Annotated in this window: 19 protein-coding genes; 13 read left to right on the plus strand and 6 right to left on the minus strand. The window is 55.8% G+C overall.

What is annotated here, in order from left to right; all coding sequences use genetic code 11:
* Positions 1–120: 120 nt before the first annotated feature.
* The 3 genes from metF to metB form a co-directional block, all read right to left on the minus strand.
* Positions 121–1,008: a methylenetetrahydrofolate reductase gene (gene metF / locus E3U32_RS02695; RefSeq protein WP_134347547.1), complete on the minus strand. Its 888-nt coding sequence runs from the start codon at positions 1,006–1,008 to the stop codon at positions 121–123.
* A 226-nt stretch (positions 1,009–1,234) separates the two neighbouring features.
* A complete protein-coding gene (locus E3U32_RS02700; protein ID WP_134347548.1) occupies positions 1,235–3,667 on the minus strand; it encodes a bifunctional aspartate kinase/homoserine dehydrogenase II in 2,433 nt (810 codons plus the stop codon).
* Between the two features lie 2 nt (positions 3,668–3,669).
* Positions 3,670–4,830 (minus strand): cystathionine gamma-synthase, encoded by a 1,161-nt coding sequence (gene metB / locus E3U32_RS02705; protein WP_134347549.1) that lies wholly within the window; start codon positions 4,828–4,830, stop codon positions 3,670–3,672.
* Positions 4,831–5,106: 276 nt separating this feature from the next.
* On the opposite strand from metB, the gene metJ reads away from it, so the two are divergent.
* Positions 5,107–5,424: a met regulon transcriptional regulator MetJ gene (gene metJ / locus E3U32_RS02715; protein ID WP_003862042.1), complete on the plus strand. Its 318-nt coding sequence runs from the start codon at positions 5,107–5,109 to the stop codon at positions 5,422–5,424.
* A 48-nt stretch (positions 5,425–5,472) separates the two neighbouring features.
* Here metJ and rpmE read toward each other — a convergent pair whose 3' ends face one another.
* Positions 5,473–5,685 (minus strand): 50S ribosomal protein L31, encoded by a 213-nt coding sequence (gene rpmE, locus E3U32_RS02720; RefSeq protein ID WP_003862040.1) that lies wholly within the window; start codon positions 5,683–5,685, stop codon positions 5,473–5,475.
* A gap of 200 nt (positions 5,686–5,885) precedes the next feature.
* Between rpmE and priA the strand changes: the two genes are divergently transcribed.
* From priA to rraA, 7 genes are all read left to right on the plus strand, one after another.
* On the plus strand, positions 5,886–8,081 hold the full coding sequence (gene priA, locus E3U32_RS02725; RefSeq protein WP_134347550.1) for a primosomal protein N': 2,196 nt from the start codon (positions 5,886–5,888) through the stop codon (positions 8,079–8,081).
* 119 nt (positions 8,082–8,200) lie between these two features.
* The gene (gene cytR / locus E3U32_RS02730) at positions 8,201–9,226 is read left to right on the plus strand and encodes a DNA-binding transcriptional regulator CytR (protein WP_134347551.1); all 1,026 of its coding nucleotides are present in this window, start codon (positions 8,201–8,203) and stop codon (positions 9,224–9,226) included.
* A 93-nt stretch (positions 9,227–9,319) separates the two neighbouring features.
* Entirely contained in the window at positions 9,320–10,318 is a 999-nt protein-coding gene (gene ftsN, locus E3U32_RS02735) for a cell division protein FtsN (protein WP_134347552.1), read from the plus strand.
* Positions 10,319–10,412: 94 nt separating this feature from the next.
* Positions 10,413–10,943, plus strand: a complete 531-nt coding sequence (gene hslV, locus E3U32_RS02740) for an ATP-dependent protease subunit HslV (protein ID WP_008501802.1) — start codon at positions 10,413–10,415, stop codon at positions 10,941–10,943.
* Between the two features lie 9 nt (positions 10,944–10,952).
* The gene (gene hslU / locus E3U32_RS02745; protein WP_134347553.1) at positions 10,953–12,287 is read left to right on the plus strand and encodes an HslU--HslV peptidase ATPase subunit; all 1,335 of its coding nucleotides are present in this window, start codon (positions 10,953–10,955) and stop codon (positions 12,285–12,287) included.
* Positions 12,288–12,355: 68 nt separating this feature from the next.
* Positions 12,356–13,276, plus strand: coding sequence for a 1,4-dihydroxy-2-naphthoate polyprenyltransferase (gene menA / locus E3U32_RS02750; RefSeq protein ID WP_134347554.1), 921 nt, complete (start codon positions 12,356–12,358; stop codon positions 13,274–13,276).
* Positions 13,277–13,368: 92 nt separating this feature from the next.
* Entirely contained in the window at positions 13,369–13,854 is a 486-nt protein-coding gene (gene rraA / locus E3U32_RS02755; RefSeq protein WP_025758826.1) for a ribonuclease E activity regulator RraA, read from the plus strand.
* A gap of 582 nt (positions 13,855–14,436) precedes the next feature.
* Here the strand turns inward: rraA and zapB are convergent.
* Positions 14,437–14,676: a septal ring assembly protein ZapB gene (gene zapB / locus E3U32_RS02760; protein ID WP_010436935.1), complete on the minus strand. Its 240-nt coding sequence runs from the start codon at positions 14,674–14,676 to the stop codon at positions 14,437–14,439.
* A 399-nt stretch (positions 14,677–15,075) separates the two neighbouring features.
* Between zapB and E3U32_RS02765 the strand changes: the two genes are divergently transcribed.
* From E3U32_RS02765 to fpr, 4 genes are all read left to right on the plus strand, one after another.
* A complete protein-coding gene (locus E3U32_RS02765; protein ID WP_134347555.1) occupies positions 15,076–15,921 on the plus strand; it encodes an MIP/aquaporin family protein in 846 nt (281 codons plus the stop codon).
* A 21-nt stretch (positions 15,922–15,942) separates the two neighbouring features.
* On the plus strand, positions 15,943–17,451 hold the full coding sequence (gene glpK / locus E3U32_RS02770) for a glycerol kinase GlpK (protein ID WP_029739196.1): 1,509 nt from the start codon (positions 15,943–15,945) through the stop codon (positions 17,449–17,451).
* Positions 17,452–17,577: 126 nt separating this feature from the next.
* Positions 17,578–18,588: a class II fructose-bisphosphatase gene (gene glpX / locus E3U32_RS02775; protein WP_134347556.1), complete on the plus strand. Its 1,011-nt coding sequence runs from the start codon at positions 17,578–17,580 to the stop codon at positions 18,586–18,588.
* Positions 18,589–18,684: 96 nt separating this feature from the next.
* Entirely contained in the window at positions 18,685–19,431 is a 747-nt protein-coding gene (gene fpr, locus E3U32_RS02780) for a ferredoxin--NADP(+) reductase (RefSeq protein WP_134347557.1), read from the plus strand.
* Here the strand turns inward: fpr and E3U32_RS02785 are convergent, their stop codons facing one another.
* A complete protein-coding gene (locus E3U32_RS02785) occupies positions 19,432–19,851 on the minus strand; it encodes a DUF805 domain-containing protein (protein ID WP_023293600.1) in 420 nt (139 codons plus the stop codon).
* A 112-nt stretch (positions 19,852–19,963) separates the two neighbouring features.
* Between E3U32_RS02785 and E3U32_RS02790 the strand changes: the two genes are divergently transcribed.
* Positions 19,964–20,560 carry a DUF1454 family protein gene (locus E3U32_RS02790; protein WP_134347558.1) on the plus strand — a complete coding sequence of 199 codons (597 nt, stop codon included), beginning with the start codon at positions 19,964–19,966 and terminating at the stop codon, positions 20,558–20,560.
* Positions 20,561–20,604: the final 44 nt, after the last annotated feature.

Here is a 20,604-nt window from a genome sequence, read left to right on the forward strand (position 1 = left end):
TTACGATATACACCACTAGCAATAAGATATAGTTGAATTAATCCACAGATTCGATAGCTAATACCTTTTAAGCTTTTTACCTGACTAAAAAGCCCTCATATTATGAGGGCCTTATGCTTATTACGCTGGACGAACGCCGAGCGTATGACAAATGGCGTAACTCATCTCCGCGCGGTTCAGCGTATAGAAGTGGAAATCTTTCACGCCTTCGCGGCTTAAGATCTTTACCATGTCCATCGCGATATTGGCCCCCACCAGCTTGCGGGTTTCCGGGTCATCGTCCAGACCTTCGTACATTTTGGACATCCACAGCGGGATACGCACGTTGGTCATGTCGGCAAATTTCTTTGCCTGTTTGAAGTTAGAGACCGGCAGAATACCCGGGATGATTTCAACGTCGATGCCCGCGGAGACGCAGCGGTCACGAAAGCGCAGATAGCTTTCCACATCAAAGAAGAACTGGGTAATGGCACGGTTCGCGCCGGCGTCCACTTTACGCTTCAGGTTAAGCAGATCGGCCTGGGCACTTTTCGCTTCTGGATGAACTTCAGGATAAGCGGCAACGGAGATATCAAAGTCGGCCACGTCTTTCAGCAGCGCGACCAACTCGGCAGCATACATGTCCGGCTTACCGCTGCCCGGCGGCAGGTCACCGCGCAGCGCGACGATATGGCGGATGCCGTTGTTCCAGTAATCCTGGGCAATGGCGCGCAGTTCGTCACGGGTCGCGTCGATACAGGTGAGGTGCGGAGCCGCTTCCAGACCGGTACGATCTTTGATGCCCTTAATGATGCTGTGCGTACGGTCACGCTCGCCGGAGTTAGCCCCGTAAGTCACGGAGACAAACTTCGGTTTCAGGCTGCTGAGACGATCGATAGAGCTCCACAGGGTTTGCTCCATTTCACTGGTGCGCGGCGGGAAAAATTCAAAAGAGACGTTAATCTGGCCGTTTACTTCGGCCAGGCTCTGATTCAGTGCTTCCCGCTGGTTGGCGTGAAAAAAGCTCATACCTTACCTCTATCAATCTTGTGTCGTTGTTTGTTGTATTGTGAACTTCTATACGTTTAGACGTCCAGATGTAAAAATGACGGAAAAGCGGAGGGACGTCAACATAAATAATCAACAATAACGGTGAGGTTTGCTCAGGGAATATGAGAGAAATTCATGATGAGGGTGAGTGCGGTTGATTGCACTCACCCCAACCCTCTCCCACAGAGAGAGGGAATAAGCGAAATTACAGCAGCTTAGCCAGACGATTGATGTCGGACTGGATTGCCCCAGCGGTGACATCGCGTCCCGCGCCAGGACCACGGATCACCAGTGGGTTATCGCGGTACCAGCGGCTTTCGATAGCGAAGACGTTATCGCACGGCAGCAGCGCCGCCAGCGGATGTTCAGGACGCACCGCCTCGACGCCGACTCGCGCTTTTCCGTTCGCCTCGAAACGCGCCACGTAGCGCAGTACCAGCCCCATCTCGTTCGCCGCTTCCAGACGTTGCACCATCTGCTCGTTAAGCTCTTCACCATTTTCAAAGAAATGGTCCACAGAACCCTCTTCACAGCCAGCAGGCACCAGTGACTCAACGCGAACGGCATCCGGTTCGATGTCATAACCGGCTTCACGCGCCAGGATCACCAGCTTACGCATGACGTCTTTACCGGAGAGGTCAACGCGCGGATCGGGTTCCGTTAAGCCCTGCTGCCAGGCCTGATCCACCAGGTCAGTGAACGGTACGGTGCCGTCAAACTGCAGGAACAGCCAGGAGAGCGTGCCAGAGAAAATACCGCTCAGCGCCAGAATGCTGTCGCCGCTCTCAATCAGGTCGCGCACCGTATGGTTAACCGGCAGGCCAGCCCCAACGGTGGCGTTATAGAGCCAGTGGCGCCCTGTTTTTTCAAACGCGTCGTGGATCTGACGATATTTATCGGTGCTGCTCGCACCCGCCAGTTTATTGGCGCTGATGACGTGGAAACCGTGGCTCGCGAAATCAAGATACTGATCGGCAAGCTGTTCGCTGGCGGTGACGTCCAGCACCACCAGATCGTCGTACGGGTGCGCGCGCATCCACAGGAACAGCGACTCTTCATCCTGCTCGACGGCCTCATCATTAAAGAAGGCAAGCGCGCGGCTGGCATCCAGCCCTTCGTAGTTCAGGAGGCTACGGCGGCTGTCCACGACACCCGCGAGAATGAATTCAAATCCGGTACGCGCCGAAAGCGTGACCTGTTCGCGGGCAAACAGCTCCAGCCAGCGGGAACCGATGTTGCCTTTACCAAACAGCACCAGGCCGATGCGTTTTTCCGCGCGGAACAAAGTGGTATGCAGACCCTGAATCAGGCTTTCAGTTGGCCCTTTGCGCAGGACGGCGACCAGGCTGATACCCTCTTCCGACTGCCAGGTAAATTCAACCGGCTGGCCTTTCAGCTGCTGCCAGAAGCGGTGGCAGTGCAGCGGGTTACGGGTGACGCCCGCGCCCACCATCGCCACCAGCGCCAGCCCCTGACGCAGGCGTAGCTCGCCCGGCAGGCCCGCTTCATCCAGGATTTTCAGGGCGCTGTCCGCCACTTCAGCGGTATAGCAGAACTGCAACAACTGGCGGTCATTGTGAACACCCACGGCCAGCGGACGAACCTGGGCACGCTTTAACACCAGGTCAATGTCTTTATGCGCCAGTTTGAAGTCCTGTCCCGCAGGAACCTGGAACTCAATCAGGCAGATGTCGTCATGGCTGGTGACAATACGCGCCCCGGTACCGGACGCCAGCACGCGCTCAATACGCGTGGAGCCTTGATCTGGGGTGTAACTGCAGCGCAGCTGCAGGTCGATATCGCTACCGGAAACCGGCTGCAGCGTGCGCGCGTGCAACACCGGTGCGGCCAGACGCGCCAGCTCGCTGGCTTCATCCAGGCGCAGCAGCGGCAGCAGGCAGGCATCCTTCACTTTACGCGGGTCAGCGCTATACACACCGGCTACGTCGCTCCAGATGGTGACGCGGGATACGCCGGCCAGGGCACCAATTTGCGTTGCCGAGTAGTCGGAGCCGTTACGGCCCAGCAGTACGGTTTCACCCGCGTTGCTGCGGCTGATAAAGCCGGTCACCACAATACGTTTGCCCGGGTGCTGCACCAGCAGCTGTTGCAGCAGCGGGTAGGACAAGCCTTCATCCACCTGCGGCTGCGCGGCGCGTTCAGCGCGCAGGAAATCACGCGCGTCGAGCCAGGCTGCGTCTACCCCCAGATGTTGCAGAACGGCAGCCATCAGGCGCGCGGACCACACTTCACCGTGGCCCACCACTTCGGCATACACCGCATCGGTAATGCCGCTGTCCAGCAGGGCAGCCAAACGCTCAAGGTCATGGGTAAAGGCGCTGATCAGCCCGTCCGCCACGTCCGCAGGCAGCAGGCCGGCAATCAGCTCGCTCTGGTAACGACGTAAGGACTGTTGCACCTGATGCGCAGAAAGGCGATCGGTCTGGCTCAGTTTCAGCCAGCTAATCAACTGGTTGGTGGTGCTGCCTGCCGCAGAGACAACCATCATGTCCCCCGGCTGAGAATACTCTGTCATGATCCCTGCGACACGCAGGTAACATTTCACATCAGCAAGACTACTACCACCAAACTTGTGCAGCTGACGACCCTTCGCCCCTGCCTGCGCTATCACACTCATGATTACCCCTTGGCTGCGACCCGGAAGCCATTTTCCAGATCGGCAATTAAATCTTCAGAATCTTCAATACCGGTTGAGATTCGCAGCAGCGTCTCAGAGATCCCGGCAGCGGCACGTGCTTCGGGTGCCATACCTGCGTGCGTCATGGTCGCGGCGTGGGAGATTAAGCTTTCAACCCCACCTAAAGATTCCGCCAGCGTAAACAATGACAACCCGCTCAGGAAGCGACGCAGCGTTTGCTCGTCACCGTCCAGTTCAAAACTTAACATCGCGCCAAATCCTTTCTGCTGGCGCGCGGCAATCTCGTGCCCCTGGTTTTCAGGCAGCGACGGGTGATAAAGCTTTTTCACCAGCGGCTGCGTTTTCAGGAAATCAACAATCGCCTGGGCATTGCGCTGCGCCACTTCCATACGCGGCGACAGCGTGCGAATGCCGCGTAACAGCAGATAGCTGTCGAAGGCGCTCGCGGTGACGCCAATGTTATTCGCCCACCATGCCAGTTCGGTGACAACATCAGGATCTTTGGCAATCACCACGCCCGCAACCACGTCAGAATGGCCGTTCAGATATTTAGTACATGAATGCAATACCAGATCGGCACCCAGTGCGAGTGGGTTCTGAAGGGCCGGACTGAGGAACGTATTATCCACTACACTTATCGCTCCCGCATCCCTTGCGAGCTGACAAATTTTCGCAATATCGACAACGCGCAACAATGGATTGCTTGGACTTTCCACCAGCACCAGCTTCGGTTTCTCTGCCAGCGCCTGTTTCAGCGCCTGTTCGTCGTTTTGATCGACAAACAGCACGCGATAGCAGCCGCGTTTTGCCAGGCTATCAAACAGACGATAGCTGCCGCCGTAGCAATCATGCGGCGCAACCAGCAGGTCACCCGGTTTCAGGAACACCGTGGTCACCAGGTGAATGGCAGACATTCCCGTATTGGTTAATACTGCTCCTGCGCCACCCTCCAGCTCGGCCAGCGCGCGCTGGGTTACGTCACGTGTAGGGTTGCCACGACGCGAATAATCATGCGCGCGGGGTTCATTAAATCCGGTGAAATTATAGGTACTGGAAAGATGAATCGGCGGGACAACGCAGCCGTACTGCTCGTCATCATTTAATCCGCTACGCACTGCAATAGTGGCCTGTTTACGCGTCATGGTGAGGGCTTCCTGGCGAATGAGGTGAAAAGTCAGGCACCAGAGTAAACATTGAAAGTATGGACGTCAATACATCTGGACATCTAAACTTCTTTGCGTATAGATTGAGCAATGCGCAAATAGCCGTTAAAATTATATGCTTTAGTGCACGCTGCAGCGGCAATATCCGTGCCACGGTATCGTCTCTACGGTAAACTAGGCAAGATTGCGGTTCAAAACGGGTGGTTACAGGTTTTGCACCTTTAGATAAATGACTGAGAGGATTAAAGGTATCTCATGGCTGAATGGAGCGGCGAATATATCAGCCCATACGCTGAGCACGGTAAGAAGAGTGAGCAAGTAAAGAAAATTACGGTTTCCATTCCTCTGAAGGTGTTGAAGATCCTCACCGATGAACGTACGCGTCGTCAGGTGAACAACCTGCGTCACGCAACCAACAGCGAACTGTTGTGCGAAGCGTTTCTGCATGCGTTTACCGGTCAACCGCTGCCAAACGATGACGATCTGCGCAAAGAGCGTAGTGACGAAATCCCGGAAGAGGCGAAGGTGATCATGCGTGAACTGGGTATTGACCCGGAGACGTGGGAATACTGATAAGCGGATACAAAAAAGGCACCTTGCGGTGCCTTTTTTTCGGGAAGCTTATTTAGCGCCCGGGATGCTGAAACGCTTGTTGAAGCGGTCAACACGGCCACCGGTTGCAACATCACGCTGCTTACCAGTGTAGAACGGGTGGCATTTGCCGCACACGTCCAGGTTCAGATCGTGACCCACGGTGGAGCGGATCTGGATAGAGTTACCGCAAGAACAGTTTGCAGTAATCATTTCGTATTTCGGGTGAATATCTTTTTTCATGGGAGAACCTCAGTTAAGGCCGCGTCGCTCTTCCAGCCCTAACGCCAGACACCACGCGATGTTGAATGTAAGTTCTTTGGCGTAAAGTACACCAAAGGCGGCGAATCATACAGAATTTAACCAGCGCATGCAAACTGATCCGCACGCCGCTTTTACTAATGTGTATACTAACGCGCCACTTTTCAAGTCAGGAAGATTCGATGCCCGTTGCTCACGTTGCCCTGCCCGTTCCGCTTCCCCGCACCTTTGACTATCTGCTGCCTGACAGCATGAGCGCCAAAGCGGGCTGTCGCGTGACCGTGCCGTTTGGCAAACAGCAGCGCGTGGGAATTGTGGTGTCAGTTAGCGAGAAAAGCGAGCTGCCCCTCAATGAACTGAAATCGGTGGTTGAGGTGCTGGACAGTGAGCCGGTTTACTCCACCAGCACCTGGCGACTGCTGCTGTGGGCGGCGGATTACTACCACCACCCCATCGGCGACGTCCTGTTCCACGCCCTGCCAATCATGCTGCGCCAGGGCAAGAACGCCAGCCACGCGCCGATGTGGTACTGGTTTGCTACCGAACAGGGTCAGGCCGTGGACATCAACAGCCTGAAGCGCTCGCAGAAACAGCAGCAGGCGCTGGCGGCGCTGCGTCAGGGGAAAATCTGGCGTCATCAGGTCGACGAGCTCGAGGTGAACGAAGCCGCACTGCAGGCGTTAAGAAAGAAAGGGTTAAGCGAACTGGGCAGTGAAGCCCCCGCCCTTTACGACTGGCGCGACAGCTTTTCCGTGTCGGGCGATCGTCTGCGTCTGAACACTGAGCAGGCCACCGCCGTAGGTGCCATTCATAGCGCCTCGGACCATTTCTCAGCCTGGCTTCTGGCGGGCGTCACCGGCTCCGGCAAGACCGAGGTTTATCTCAGCGTGCTGGAAAACGTACTCGCGCAGGGCAAGCAGGCGCTGGTGATGGTGCCGGAAATCGGCCTGACGCCCCAAACCATCGCCCGATTCCGCGAACGCTTTAATGCCCCTGTTGAGGTGCTGCACTCCGGCCTGAATGACAGCGAACGTCTCAGCGCCTGGCTGAAAGCGAAGAACGGCGAAGCGGCAATTGTGATCGGCACCCGCTCGTCGCTGTTTACGCCGTTTAAAAATCTTGGCGTTATTGTGATCGACGAAGAGCACGACAGCTCCTATAAACAGCAGGAAGGCTGGCGATACCATGCTCGCGATCTGGCTGTTTATCGCGCGCACAGTGAGCAGATTCCTATTATTCTCGGCTCCGCCACGCCTGCGCTCGAAACACTGCACAACGTGCGCCAGCGTAAATACCATATGCTGCGCCTGACGCGTCGGGCAGGAAATGCCCGTCCAGCCATTCAGCACGTGCTGGATCTGAAAGGTCAGCAGGTGCAGGCAGGGTTAGCGCCCGCACTTATTACCCGCATGCGCCAGCATTTGCAGGCGGGGAATCAGGTCATTCTGTTCCTCAACCGACGCGGATTTGCACCGGCCCTGCTGTGCCACGACTGCGGCTGGATTGCCGAGTGTCCGCGTTGCGACCATTACTACACCTTTCACCAGGCCCAGCGCCATTTGCGCTGTCACCACTGCGACAGCCAGCGTCCGGTGCCGCGCCAGTGCCCGTCATGTGGTTCAACGCATATTGTGCCGGTCGGTCTGGGCACGGAGCAGCTGGAACAGGCCCTCGCGCCCTTCTTCCCTGACGTGCCCCTGTCCCGAATCGACCGGGACACCACCAGCCGCAAAGGGGCGCTGGAACAGCAGCTGGCGGAAGTGCATCGCGGTGGGGCGCGCATTCTGATTGGCACCCAGATGCTGGCCAAAGGGCACCACTTCCCGGACGTGACGCTGGTCGCCCTGCTGGACGTGGACGGCGCGTTGTTCTCTGCGGATTTCCGCTCAGCCGAGCGCTTCGCCCAGCTTTATACTCAGGTGGCTGGACGTGCGGGCCGTGCCGGTAAACAGGGCGAAGTGGTGTTGCAGACGCACCACCCGGAGCACCCGTTGCTGCAAACCCTGCTGCATAAAGGCTATGACGCCTTTGCCGAGCAGGCGCTGGCTGAACGTCAGTCCATGCAGCTTCCCCCGTGGACAAGCCACGTTATCATCCGCGCGGAAGATCATAACAACCAGCAGGCACCACTTTTCCTGCAGCAGCTAAGAAACCTCCTGCAGGCCAGCCCGCTGGTGGATAATCAGCTGTGGATTTTGGGCCCGGTGCCCGCGCTGGCGCCAAAACGCGGCGGACGTTTCCGCTGGCAAATTTTGCTCCAGCACCCCTCGCGTGTTCGTCTTCAGCACATCGTCAGCGGCGCTCTGGTATTGATTAACACCCTGCCCGAAGCGCGAAAAGTGAAGTGGGTGCTGGACGTCGATCCCATAGAAGGTTGAAGACGGATCGAAAAATTTAACGCTCCTCACACTTTTTATGAAAATTCTGTAACCGATTCCATTAACTATCTGTAAAAATGGTGATGGCAGAAGTTCGGTGTTCAGGCGAGGAGAATACGTTGAAGTCCAGGAAAGAGGTTGCACCGGCGACCATGAAAGACGTTGCCCAGAAAGCACAAGTCTCTACGGCAACCGTGTCCCGCGCATTAATGAACCCGGATAAAGTCTCCCAGGCGACCCGTAACCGGGTGGAGCAGGCGGCGCTTGAAGTAGGCTATTTTCCACAGGCAATGGGGCGTAACGTCAAACGCAACGAGTCACGCACCATCCTGGTGATTGTGCCGGACATCTGCGACCCTTTCTTCAGCGAAATTATCCGCGGTATTGAAGTCACCGCGGCGGAACAGGGTTACCTGGTGCTGATTGGCGATTGTGCCCATCAGAACCAGCAGGAAAAAACCTTTATCGACCTCATTATCACCAAGCAGATTGACGGCATGCTGCTGCTTGGTTCTCGTCTGCCGTTTGATGCCAGCATTGAAGAGCAGCGTAATTTACCGCCGATGGTGATGGCCAACGAGTTTGCGCCAGAGCTGGAGCTGCCGACCGTTCATATTGATAACCTCACCGCCGCGTTCAATGCCGTAAACTATCTCCAGGATCTGGGGCATAAGCGTATTGGCTGCATTGCCGGACCGGAAGAGATGCCGCTATGTCACTACCGCCTGCAGGGCTACGTTCAGGCGCTGCGCCGTACCGGCGCTACCGTCGATCCGCACTACATTGCGCGCGGTGACTTTACCTTCGCAGCCGGTGGACAGGCGCTGGAGAAGCTTCTGGACCTGCCTGAACCGCCAACCGCCGTATTTTGTCACAGCGACGTGATGGCGCTGGGCGCGTTATCGTATGCCAAACGCCGCGGCTTGCGGATCCCGAAAGATTTATCGATCATCGGATTCGATAATATTTCGCTTTCAGAATTTTGCGATCCACCGCTCTCAACGGTCTCTCAGCCGCGTTATCAAATTGGTCGTGAAGCGATGCTGCTTTTGCTGGATCAGCTTCACGGTCAAACAGTTAGCAGCGGTTCGCGGTTGCTGGACTGCGAACTGATTGTTCGCGGCTCTACCCAGGCATTGACTTAAAGTAAACGTCTTTAAGACACCCTTATCTGGTCAAAGCCCCGCCGCTTAAGTAACATGGCGGACTGACGAACGAATAAATACAGCGAAACGATAGTGGCACAACGAGATTATGTACGTCGCGGCCAGCCGGCACCTTCGCGACGCAAAAAGAGTAGCTCAAGGAAAAAGCAACGTAACCTGCCTGCTGTCTCGCCAGCAATGGTCGCTATTGCTGCGGCTGTAGTCGTCGCCTTTATTGGTGGCCTGTACTTTATCACGCACCATAAAAAAGAAGAGTCTGAGGCGCTTCAGGCCAGTAAAGTGGCCGGAAATGGCCTTCCTCCGAAGCCTGAAGAGCGCTGGCGCTATATCAAAGAGCTGGAAAGCCGTCAGCCTGGGGTACGTGCGCCAACCGAACCTTCTGCGGGTGGTGAAGTGCAGAATGCGAATCAGCTAACGGATGAACAACGTCAGCTGCTGGCACAAATGCAGGCCGATATGCGCCAGCAGCCTACGCAGCTGAACGAAGTGCCGTGGAATGAGCAGACGCCGGAACAGCGTCAGCAAACGCTGCAGCGACGTCAGGCGCAACAGCAAATTCAGCAGCAACAGCAACAGCAGCAGTGGGCGCAAACCCAGCCGCTACAGCAGCCGAAAGCACAGCCGCGGGTAACGGAACAGCCATACCAGCAGCCGACGCGAACGGTACAGTCCCAGCCTGTTCAGCAGCAGCCAAAAGCGCAGCCGCAAAAACAAGCGGCTCAGCCGTATCAGGATCTGCTTCAGACGCCAGCGCATACCACCGCGCAGCAGCCGAAAACGCAGCAGGCCGCGCCGGTGACCAAAGAGACCGAGGCGCCGAAGCAGACGGCAGAGAAAAAAGACGAACGCCGCTGGATGGTACAGTGCGGTTCGTTCAAAGGTGCCGAGCAGGCGGAAACGGTGCGTGCACAGCTGGCCTTCGAAGGGTTTGATTCGCGTATTACCACCAATAACGGCTGGAATCGCGTGGTGATTGGTCCGGTCAAAGGCAAAGAAAATGCCGATGGCACCATTTCTCGTTTGAAAATCGCTGGTCACACAAACTGTATTCGACTCGCCTCCGGGGGTTGAAACCCCCAAATTCCCCCCCATCTATCATTTAATTCAGCCCTGAGCACAGGCTCAGGGCTTCTGTTTCCCGATTCTGTAACCAGGGGGTCTGCTCGTGACAACAATAGTAAGTGTACGCCGTAACGGCCATGTGGTAATCGCCGGTGATGGCCAGGCCACGCTGGGTAATACCGTCATGAAAGGCAACGTGAAGAAAGTGCGTCGTCTCTATAACGACAAAGTGATCGCCGGTTTTGCAGGCGGCACGGCTGATGCCTTCACGCTGTTTGAACTGTTTGAACGTAAACTGGAAATGCACCAGGGTCATCTGGTGAAAGCTGCCGTTGAGCTGGCAAAAGACTGGCGCACCGACCGCATGCTGCGCAAGCTCGAAGCGCTGCTGGCGGTAGCCGATGAAACCGCATCGCTAATCATCACCGGTAACGGTGACGTGATTCAGCCGGAAAATGACCTGATTGCCATCGGCTCTGGCGGCCCTTATGCCCAGGCTGCAGCCCGCGCGCTGTTGGAAAACACCGACATGAACGCGCGTGATATCGCGGTGAAGGCGTTGGATATTGCAGGCGATATCTGCATTTATACCAACCACAACCACACCATCGAAGAATTGACCTCCAAAGCGTAAGGATCTCCCATGTCTGAAATGACCCCACGCGAAATTGTCAGCGAACTGAACAAACACATCATTGGCCAGGATAACGCGAAGCGTTCCGTGGCTATCGCTCTGCGTAACCGCTGGCGCCGTATGCAGCTTGATGAAGAGCTGCGCCACGAAGTGACGCCGAAAAACATTCTGATGATCGGCCCGACCGGCGTCGGTAAAACCGAAATTGCCCGTCGTCTGGCCAAACTGGCTAACGCGCCGTTCATCAAAGTTGAAGCCACCAAGTTCACCGAAGTGGGCTATGTGGGTAAAGAAGTGGACTCCATCATCCGCGATCTGACCGATTCGGCGATCAAAATGGTACGCGTCCAGGCGATTGAGAAAAACCGCTATCGCGCGGAAGAGATGGCTGAAGAGCGCATTCTCGACGTGCTGATCCCGCCGGCAAAAAACAACTGGGGTCAGTCTGAGCAGCAGGCGGAACCGTCTGCTGCGCGTCAGGCGTTCCGCAAAAAACTGCGTGAAGGCCAGCTGGATGACAAAGAGATTGAGATCGATCTCGCTGCCGCGCCAATGGGTGTGGAAATCATGGCGCCTCCGGGAATGGAAGAGATGACCAGCCAGCTGCAGTCCATGTTCCAGAACCTGGGCGGTCAGAAGCAGAAAGCGCGTAAGCTGAAAATCAAAGACGCGATGAAGCTGCTGATTGAAGAAGAAGCGGCGAAGCTGGTGAACCCGGAAGAGCTGAAGCAGGACGCAATCGACGCGGTTGAGCAGCACGGCATCGTGTTTATCGACGAAATCGACAAAATTTGTAAGCGCGGCGGCAACAGCTCCGGCCCGGATGTGTCCCGCGAAGGCGTTCAGCGCGACCTGCTGCCGCTGGTTGAAGGCTGCACCGTCTCCACCAAGCACGGCATGGTGAAAACGGACCACATCCTGTTTATCGCTTCAGGCGCGTTCCAGGTTGCCAGCCCGTCGGATCTGATCCCCGAGCTGCAGGGGCGTCTGCCAATCCGCGTTGAGCTGCAGGCGCTTACCACCGAAGATTTCGAACGTATCCTGACCGAGCCAAACGCCTCTGCTACCGTACAGTACAAAGCGCTGATGGCGACTGAAGGCGTGAACCTTGAGTTCACCGAAGACGGCATCAAACGTATCGCCCAGGCCGCATGGCAGGTGAACGAAACCACCGAGAACATCGGTGCCCGTCGTCTGCACACCGTGCTGGAACGCCTGGTGGAAGATATCTCTTATGATGCGAGCGACCTGAACGGTCAAACCGTTACCATTAACGCGGAATATGTGAGTAAACATCTGGATGCGTTAGTGGCAGATGAAGATCTGAGCCGTTTTATCCTATAATCGCGGTTACTGGATTCTCATCACGTTTAATGGGGGCTAATGCCCCCATTTTTATTGGCTAAATACTTATGACTGACATCAGCCGTACTCAGGCGTGGCTCGAAAGTCTGCGCCCTAAAACCCTTCCTCTGGCCTTTGCCGCGATTATCGTCGGTACGGCGCTTGCCTGGTGGCAAGGTTACTTTGATCCGCTGGTCGCCGCGCTGGCATTGATTACCGCAGGCCTGCTGCAAATCCTCTCCAATCTTGCCAACGACTACGGCGATGCGGTGAAAGGCAGCGACAAGCCGGACCGTATCGGGCCACTGCGCGGGATGCAGAAAGGTGTGATTACCCAGGCGCAGATGAAACGCGCGCTGATTATCACCGTGCTGCTGATCTGCGTGTCCGGCCTGGCGCTGGTAACGGTTGCGTCTAATACCACCAGCGATTTTATTGGCTTCCTGGTGTTGGGTTTATTGGCCATTATCGCGGCCATCACTTACACCGTTGGTACGCGCCCCTACGGTTATATTGGACTCGGGGATATTTCCGTACTGGTGTTCTTCGGCTGGTTGAGCGTGATGGGCAGCTGGTACTTACAGGCGCATACGGTGATACCTGCCCTGTTCCTGCCCGCAACCGCCTGCGGTCTGCTGGCGACAGCGGTGCTTAACATCAACAACCTGCGCGACATCGACAGCGATCGTGAGAACGGCAAAAATACCCTGGCAGTTCGTCTGGGGCCGGTAAATGCGCGTCGCTACCATGCCTGCCTGCTGTTGGGTGCTCTGGTCTGTCTGGCGTTGTTTAACCTGATTTCCCTGCACAGCCTGTGGGGCTGGCTGTTTGTGCTTGCCGCGCCGCTGCTGATTAAACAGGCTCGCTTTGTGATGCGTGAACTTAGCCCGGCAGCCATGCCGCCGATGCTGGAGCGAACGGTAAAAGGCGCCCTGCTGACTAACCTATTGTTCGTCATCGGGATTGTTTTAAGCCAGACGCTCAGTTAGCTGACAAATATCAATTAACAATTGATGATTTTGCCAACAACGCATTTCGCACGATATACTGAACACATTCGCAGCAACTGAGCGTTAAACCTATGAAATACGATACCTCCGAGCTCTGTGACATCTACCAGGAAGATGTCAACGTCGTTGAACCGCTGTTCTCCAACTTTGGTGGGCGGTCGTCGTTTGGCGGTCAAATCGTCACGGTGAAATGTTTCGAGGACAACGGGTTGCTGTACGATCTGCTCGAACAGAACGGCCGCGGTCGCGTTCTTGTGGTCGACGGCGGCGGTTCCGTACGCCGTGCATTAATTGATGCAGAACTGGCCGGCATTGCCGTTCAGAATGAGTGGGAAGGCCTTGTGGTATACGGCTCCGTGCGCCAGGTGGACGATCTGGAGGAACTGGATATCGGGATTCAGGCCATCGCGGCCATACCGGTAGGGGCGGCGGGTGACGGTATCGGCGAAAGCGACGTGCGCGTTAACTTCGGCGGCGTGACCTTCTTCTCCGGGGACCATCTCTACGCTGATAACACCGGGATTATCCTTTCGGAAGATCCGCTGGATATCGAGTAGTAAAACAGCCAGCGTGAACCATAAAAAAACCGCCAACAGCAATGTGGCGGTTTTTTTGTCCCTCGGGATTCGCGGTCCGTTGGGTTATCTTGCAACCTTTAACCAGGATTTTTATCTTACCCTGGTTCATCCCTCTGGTAACCCCCGTCGACCCTTTATAAATTCCTAATTTCCTCTGAAGGCCTTAACTACGCTACTGTTGCTCATTATGATGCATCGTCCCTTTCCGCCATCTCGCAAATGGGCATCGGTCCAGGGAAAGGTGTATTCACCACCGTAAAGCAACCTTTGACCGGGCTTGTGTCCACCGACTTATCACCGGTGGTGAACGGTGGAGCGGTTAGCTGCAGGGACCGCATAATGAAACGCTATTTATGTATCGCGTTCATTGTCGCCAGCGTACTCGTGGTAAAGAGTGATGAACCGAGTGGGTTTGTTGCTTATGCTATGACAGCGCAGGACAAGTAGCGTTAAGGCCGCCTCGGGCGGCCTTTTTTATGGTTGAAATCCGCGAGCAATAACCATAAAAAAGCCGGGTGGCGGCTTCGCCTTACCCGGCCTGGTCAGTCATCCCCAAGGGGATCAGACTTCTTCCATACGTCCCAGCAGCGCCTGCAGGCGATCCTGCCAGCCGTTCTGCTGTTCGCGCAGCTGGTTGTTTTCGCGCTCCAGCTCTTCGCGGCCGTGCTGAGCGTTCTGAACTTCCTGCGCCAGGCTGTTGTTCTTCTCTTTCAGCTCTTCAATTTCCATCTGCAGCAGGGTGATGGTGTCAATCGCCTGCTGTACTTTCGATTCCAGTTTCTCAAACACTTCTAAAGACATGATGCTACCTCTCCTGAATTGCAAGGCGACGCTTTAACGTAAACGCGCACGACATATACCGTCGATTGTATGGAGCGCGGCGCTCTGTGTCCAGCGACACACCGCGCAGATCGCGGTTTGCAACACTTTTAGGTCTGGTCCTGGTGCGTTCGCGTCACATACCCCTAAATTGTTAACTCATTCGTTAATGAAATGATTCAGCTCACATTCCGACGCTGATGCAAAAATGTGCTTTATGGCGCGAAAACGCTCATTTTATTGACGCAGACCACACATTTTGATTTCGATATTTCTCGTTTTTGCTCGTTAACGATAAATTAACACTATGTCTACAGGGCATCGTGGCTGTCACGGGCGGCCATGCTAACAATAAACATCAATTTCTTCAGGATTCCGATTATGAGTCAGACATCAACCTTAAAAGGCCAGTGCATTGCCGAGTTCCTTGGTACCGGGTTGTTGATATTCTTCGGAGTGGGCTGTGTCGCTGCACTGAAAGTGGCGGGTGCCAGTTTTGGTCAGTGGGAAATCAGTATCATCTGGGGTCTGGGCGTGGCGATGGCCATCTACCTGACCGCAGGGGTTTCTGGTGCACATCTTAACCCGGCGGTGACTATCGCACTGTGGCTGTTCGCGTGCTTCGACGGACGCAAAGTTGTTCCTTTCATTCTTTCTCAGTTTGCCGGCGCGTTTTGCGCAGCGGCGTTAGTTTACGGGCTTTATTACAATCTTTTCATCGACTTCGAACAGACGCATCATATGGTGCGCGGCAGCGTCGAAAGTCTGGATCTGGCAGGTATCTTCTCAACCTATCCAAACCCGCATATCAATTTTGTGCAGGCGTTCGCAGTTGAAATGGTGATTACCGCTATTCTGATGGGCGTTATCCTGGCGCTGACCGACGACGGAAACGGCATTCCGCGCGGTCCACTGGCCCCCCTGCTGATTGGTCTTCTGATCGCGGTGATTGGCGCATCCATGGGCCCATTAACAGGGTTTGCGATGAACCCGGCGCGTGACCTGGGTCCAAAAACCTTCGCCTTCTTTGCAGGATGGGGGGACGTCGCCTTCACCGGTGGCAAAGACATTCCTTACTTCCTGGTACCGCTGTTTGCGCCGGTTGTCGGGGCTGCGCTGGGTGCGTTTAGCTACCGCAAATTAATTGGTCGCCACTTACCGTGCGACACCTGTGTGGAAGAGGAGAAGGAAACGACTTCTACCGCACAACAAAAAGCTTCGCTGTAATCTGACTACGGGACACATACCATGACCGAAAAAAAATATATCGTTGCGCTCGACCAGGGCACTACCAGCTCCCGCGCTGTCGTAATGGATCATGACGCGAACATCGTCAGCGTGTCACAGCGCGAATTTGAGCAAATTTATCCTCGTCCAGGCTGGGTTGAACACGACCCGATGGAAATCTGGGCGTCACAAAGCTCCACGCTGGTCGAAGTGCTGGCGAAAGCCGATATCAGTTCCGACGAGATTGCCGCCATTGGTATCACCAACCAGCGTGAAACGACCGTAGTCTGGGAACGCGAAACCGGTAAACCCATTTACAACGCTATCGTCTGGCAGTGCCGCCGTACATCAGAGATCTGCGAACAGCTGAAGCGCGACGGTATGGAAGAGTATGTGCGCAGCGCCACCGGCCTGGTGGTTGACCCGTATTTCTCCGGCACCAAAGTGAAGTGGATCCTCGACCACGTGGAAGGTTCACGTGAGCGTGCAAAACGCGGCGAGCTGTTGTTCGGTACCGTTGACACCTGGCTTATCTGGAAGATGACCCAGGGACGCGTCCACGTCACTGACTACACCAACGCCTCGCGTACCATGCTGTTCAACATCAACACCCTGGAGTGGGATGACAAGATGCTGGACGCGCTGGATATCCCACGCGCGATGCTGCCGGAAGTGCGCAAATCTTCTGAAGTGTACGGTCAGACCAACATTGGCGGTAAAGGCGGTACGCGTATTCCTATCGCCGGTATCGCCGGTGACCAGCAGGCGGCGTTGTTCGGCCAGCTGTGCGTCAAAGAAGGGATGGCGAAGAATACCTACGGCACCGGCTGCTTTATGCTGATGAACACCGGCGAGAAAGCGGTGAAATCAGAAAACGGCCTGCTGACCACCATCGCCTGCGGCCCGCGCGGCGAAGTGAACTATGCCCTCGAAGGTGCGGTGTTCATGGCCGGTGCGTCTATCCAGTGGCTGCGTGACGAGATGAAGCTGATCAGCGATGCATTCGACTCTGAATACTTCGCGACCAAAGTGAAAGACACCAACGGCGTGTACGTAGTGCCTGCGTTCACCGGTCTGGGCGCACCGTACTGGGATCCGTATGCACGCGGCGCGATTTTCGGCCTGACGCGCGGTGTGAACTCTAACCACATTATTCGCGCCACGCTGGAATCTATCGCCTATCAGACGCGCGACGTACTGGAAGCGATGCAGGCTGACTCCGGGATTCGTCTGCACGCCCTGCGCGTGGACGGCGGTGCGGTTGCGAACAACTTCCTGATGCAGTTCCAGTCCGACATTCTGGGCACCCGCGTTGAACGCCCGGAAGTGCGTGAAGTAACAGCGCTGGGTGCGGCCTACCTTGCCGGTCTGGCGGTAGGCTTCTGGCAGAACCTGGACGAGCTGCAGGAAAAAGCAGTTATCGAACGCGAATTCCGCCCAGGCATCGAAACCACCGAGCGTAACTTCCGCTACAGCGGCTGGAAAAAAGCGGTGAAACGCGCCCTGGCGTGGGAAGATCACGAAGAGTAATTGTCCTTAATCCCCTCTCCCCTGGGGAGAGGGTTAGGGTGAGAGGCTCCGACCGCACCGGTCCCCTCACCCCTCCCCACTCTGTGATAAACTTCGTGCAATTCCTTTTGATTGCACGAGTACCTCATGAAACGTGAACTTGCTATCGAGTTTTCCCGCGTCACCGAAGCAGCTGCCCTCGCAGGCTATAAATGGCTGGGCCGTGGCGACAAAAATACCGCAGACGGTGCCGCCGTCCATGCCATGCGCATTGTGCTTAACCAGGTCAACATCGACGGCACTATCGTGATCGGCGAAGGCGAAATCGACGAAGCACCAATGCTCTATATCGGTGAAAAAGTCGGTACCGGCAAAGGCGACGCCGTGGATATCGCCGTCGACCCGATCGAAGGCACCCGAATGACGGCGATGGGTCAGGCCAATGCGTTAGCGGTGCTGGCCGTAGGCGATAAAGGCTGCTTCCTCAACGCGCCGGATATGTATATGGAGAAGCTGATTGTCGGTCCTGGCGCGAAGGGCGCTATCGACCTCAGCCTGCCGCTGGAAGAGAACCTGCACAACATCGCCAAAGCCCTGGGCAAACCCCTTAGCGAACTTACCGTGACTATTCTGGCAAAACCACGCCACGACGCCACCATCGCGCAGATGCAAAAGCTCGGCGTGCGCGTATTTGCGATTCCGGATGGTGACGTTGCCGCCTCCATTCTGACCTGCATGCCGGACAGCGAAGTGGATGTTTTGTATGGCATCGGCGGCGCACCGGAAGGTGTGGTCTCTGCAGCAGTGATCCGCGCGCTGGATGGCGATATGCAGGCCCGTCTGCTGCCCCGCCATGAGGTGAAAGGCGACAGCGAAGAGAACCGCCGTATCGGAGAAAACGAGCTGGCACGCTGCGAAGCAATGGGTATCGAGGCCAATAAAGTGCTGGCTCTGGACGAGATGGCGCGTAGCGATAACGTTATCTTCTCGGCGACCGGCATCACCAAAGGCGATCTGCTGGACGGCATCACCCGCAAGGGCAATATGGCCACCACAGAAACACTGCTGATCCGCGGTAAATCACGCACTATTCGCCGCATTCAGTCTATTCACTATCTCGACCGTAAAGACCCGGACGTGCAGACGCACATTCTGTAAAACCGTTTGATCGATAGAGCTTTCCGGCCCTGACGGGCTGGAAATTGTCACCACAAGTACGGAAGATAGAACAGAGAAACAGCACAGGAGAAGATCATGGCGGACTGGGTAACAGGTAAAGTCACAAAGGTACAGTTCTGGACCGATGCGCTATTTAGTCTCACCGTACATGCTCCCGTTCACCCGTTTAAAGCCGGGCAGTTTGCGAAGCTGGGGCTGGATGTTGACGGCGAGCGCGTGCAGCGCGCCTACTCTTACGTTAACGCACCTGATAACCCGGATCTTGAGTTCTATCTGGTCACCGTTCCTGACGGCAAGCTCAGCCCGCGCCTTGCCGCGCTTAAGCCCGGCGACAAGGTGCAAATTGTGAGTGAAGCGGCAGGCTTCTTTGTGCTCGAAGAGATCCCTGATTGTGACACGCTCTGGATGCTGGCAACCGGTACGGCCATCGGCCCTTATCTCTCTATTTTGCAGTACGGCAAAGATCTGGAGCGCTTTAAAAACATCGTGCTGGTTCATGCTGCGCGCTACGCCGCAGACCTGAGCTATTTGCCGCAGATGCAGGCGCTGGAACAGCAGTACGGCGGGAAGTTAAAGATTCAGACGGTGGTCAGCCGCGAAACCGTAGCAGGAACGCTTACCGGTCGTGTGCCGGCGCTTATTGAAAGTGGCGCCCTGGAAGAGGCAGTAGGTTTGCCGTTGAACGCGGAAACCAGCCACGTCATGCTGTGTGGCAACCCACAGATGGTACGGGACACGCAGCAGCTTCTGAAGGATACCCGGCAGATGACGAAACATCTTCGCCGCCGGCCGGGCCATATGACCGCAGAACACTACTGGTGATCAGCGGTATTTCACCTCAACGGTATCTTTACCGTATTTGTTTTCGCTCTGGGTGCCGATAAACGCGCCCAGATCGACAATCATCATCACGAAGATGACCGACGGCAGCAGCCTGCCCACGACCCACGGCAGAATGGATGGAAGCATCGCCCAGTTCCCCGCCACCAGCATCCACGCCAGAATAATCAGAAACGCCCACGCGCCGGAACGACCGCGATCGTGCAGACGTTTCACCACGACGGCGGCCGTTGGCCATAGCAGGCAGACCAGCGCAAATGCCGCCGTTTGCGTGCTTAGCCAGGCGTTATAAGCAACGAAAAAAAGAAGCAGCATGGCGACAACCCACGTCACCATCCAGATCCAGAAATCACGGCGTCCAATACGCCCTTTGAATGAAAACAGCCACTGCTGTATGGTCATGTAAGGTTCCTTATTATCGTATAGCGCGCATTTTACCCTGGAGTTGTGACCTTTTGACAAGCCGACCAGATATCGTTTTAATCATGAGCACTTACGGCCAGGGGCAATGTTGATGAAAAGTTCGGCACGTTCTCTTTACCTGTGTTTAGCGATGCTCAGCGCGGGTTTTCCCCTGCACGCCGCCGAAACCACTGCCCCGACCACAGCGCCGTATCTGCTGGCGGGCGCGCCGTCGTTCGATCAGTCCATTAGCCAGTTTCGTGAAACCTTCAATCAGGCCAACCCAACGCTACCGCTGGATGAATTCCGCGCCATTGATGGCTCCCGCGATACCCCCACACTGACCCGCGCGGCAAGCAAGATTAACGAGAATTTGTATGCCTCCACGGCGCTGGAGCGCGGTACGTTAAAAATCAAAAGTATGCAAATCACCTGGCTGCCGATACAGGGGCCAGAGCAAAAAGCCGCTAAGGTGAAGGCGCTGGAGTACATGAGCGCAGTGCTGCAGGCTTTTACCCCTGCGTTGACGAAAAAACAGAGCCAGCAAAAACTGCAAAAACTCCTTACCGCCGGTAAAAATAAGCGTTACTACGCCGATACCGAAGGCGCGATCCGCTATGTTGTGGCGGACAACGGCGAAAAAGGACTGACCTTCGCTGTTGAACCGATTAAGCTGGCACTATCTGACACCCTCGGCGGGGCGAATTAATGACAAAAAGCAAAGCCTTTCGAGGGAAAATCTCTATACTGATT

Origin of the sequence: Lelliottia nimipressuralis, assembly GCF_004402045.1 — a bacterium.
In the GTDB taxonomy this organism is placed as follows: Bacteria; Pseudomonadota; Gammaproteobacteria; order Enterobacterales; family Enterobacteriaceae; genus Enterobacter; species Enterobacter chinensis.

Bases quoted from the DNA above. Each gene is read 5' to 3' on its own strand.
- metF (WP_134347547.1), bottom strand. From the start codon at position 1,008: ATGAGCTTTTTTCACGCCAACCAGCGGGAAGCACTGAATCAGAGCCTG.
- E3U32_RS02700 (WP_134347548.1), bottom strand. From the start codon at position 3,667: ATGAGTGTGATAGCGCAGGCAGGGGCGAAGGGTCGTCAGCTGCACAAG.
- metB (WP_134347549.1), bottom strand. From the start codon at position 4,830: ATGACGCGTAAACAGGCCACTATTGCAGTGCGTAGCGGATTAAATGAT.
- metJ (WP_003862042.1), top strand. From the start codon at position 5,107: ATGGCTGAATGGAGCGGCGAATATATCAGCCCATACGCTGAGCACGGT.
- rpmE (WP_003862040.1), bottom strand. From the start codon at position 5,685: ATGAAAAAAGATATTCACCCGAAATACGAAATGATTACTGCAAACTGT.
- priA (WP_134347550.1), top strand. From the start codon at position 5,886: ATGCCCGTTGCTCACGTTGCCCTGCCCGTTCCGCTTCCCCGCACCTTT.
- hslU (WP_134347553.1), top strand. From the start codon at position 10,953: ATGTCTGAAATGACCCCACGCGAAATTGTCAGCGAACTGAACAAACAC.
- menA (WP_134347554.1), top strand. From the start codon at position 12,356: ATGACTGACATCAGCCGTACTCAGGCGTGGCTCGAAAGTCTGCGCCCT.
- rraA (WP_025758826.1), top strand. From the start codon at position 13,369: ATGAAATACGATACCTCCGAGCTCTGTGACATCTACCAGGAAGATGTC.
- zapB (WP_010436935.1), bottom strand. From the start codon at position 14,676: ATGTCTTTAGAAGTGTTTGAGAAACTGGAATCGAAAGTACAGCAGGCG.
- E3U32_RS02765 (WP_134347555.1), top strand. From the start codon at position 15,076: ATGAGTCAGACATCAACCTTAAAAGGCCAGTGCATTGCCGAGTTCCTT.
- glpK (WP_029739196.1), top strand. From the start codon at position 15,943: ATGACCGAAAAAAAATATATCGTTGCGCTCGACCAGGGCACTACCAGC.
- glpX (WP_134347556.1), top strand. From the start codon at position 17,578: ATGAAACGTGAACTTGCTATCGAGTTTTCCCGCGTCACCGAAGCAGCT.
- fpr (WP_134347557.1), top strand. From the start codon at position 18,685: ATGGCGGACTGGGTAACAGGTAAAGTCACAAAGGTACAGTTCTGGACC.
- E3U32_RS02785 (WP_023293600.1), bottom strand. From the start codon at position 19,851: ATGACCATACAGCAGTGGCTGTTTTCATTCAAAGGGCGTATTGGACGC.
- E3U32_RS02790 (WP_134347558.1), top strand. From the start codon at position 19,964: ATGAAAAGTTCGGCACGTTCTCTTTACCTGTGTTTAGCGATGCTCAGC.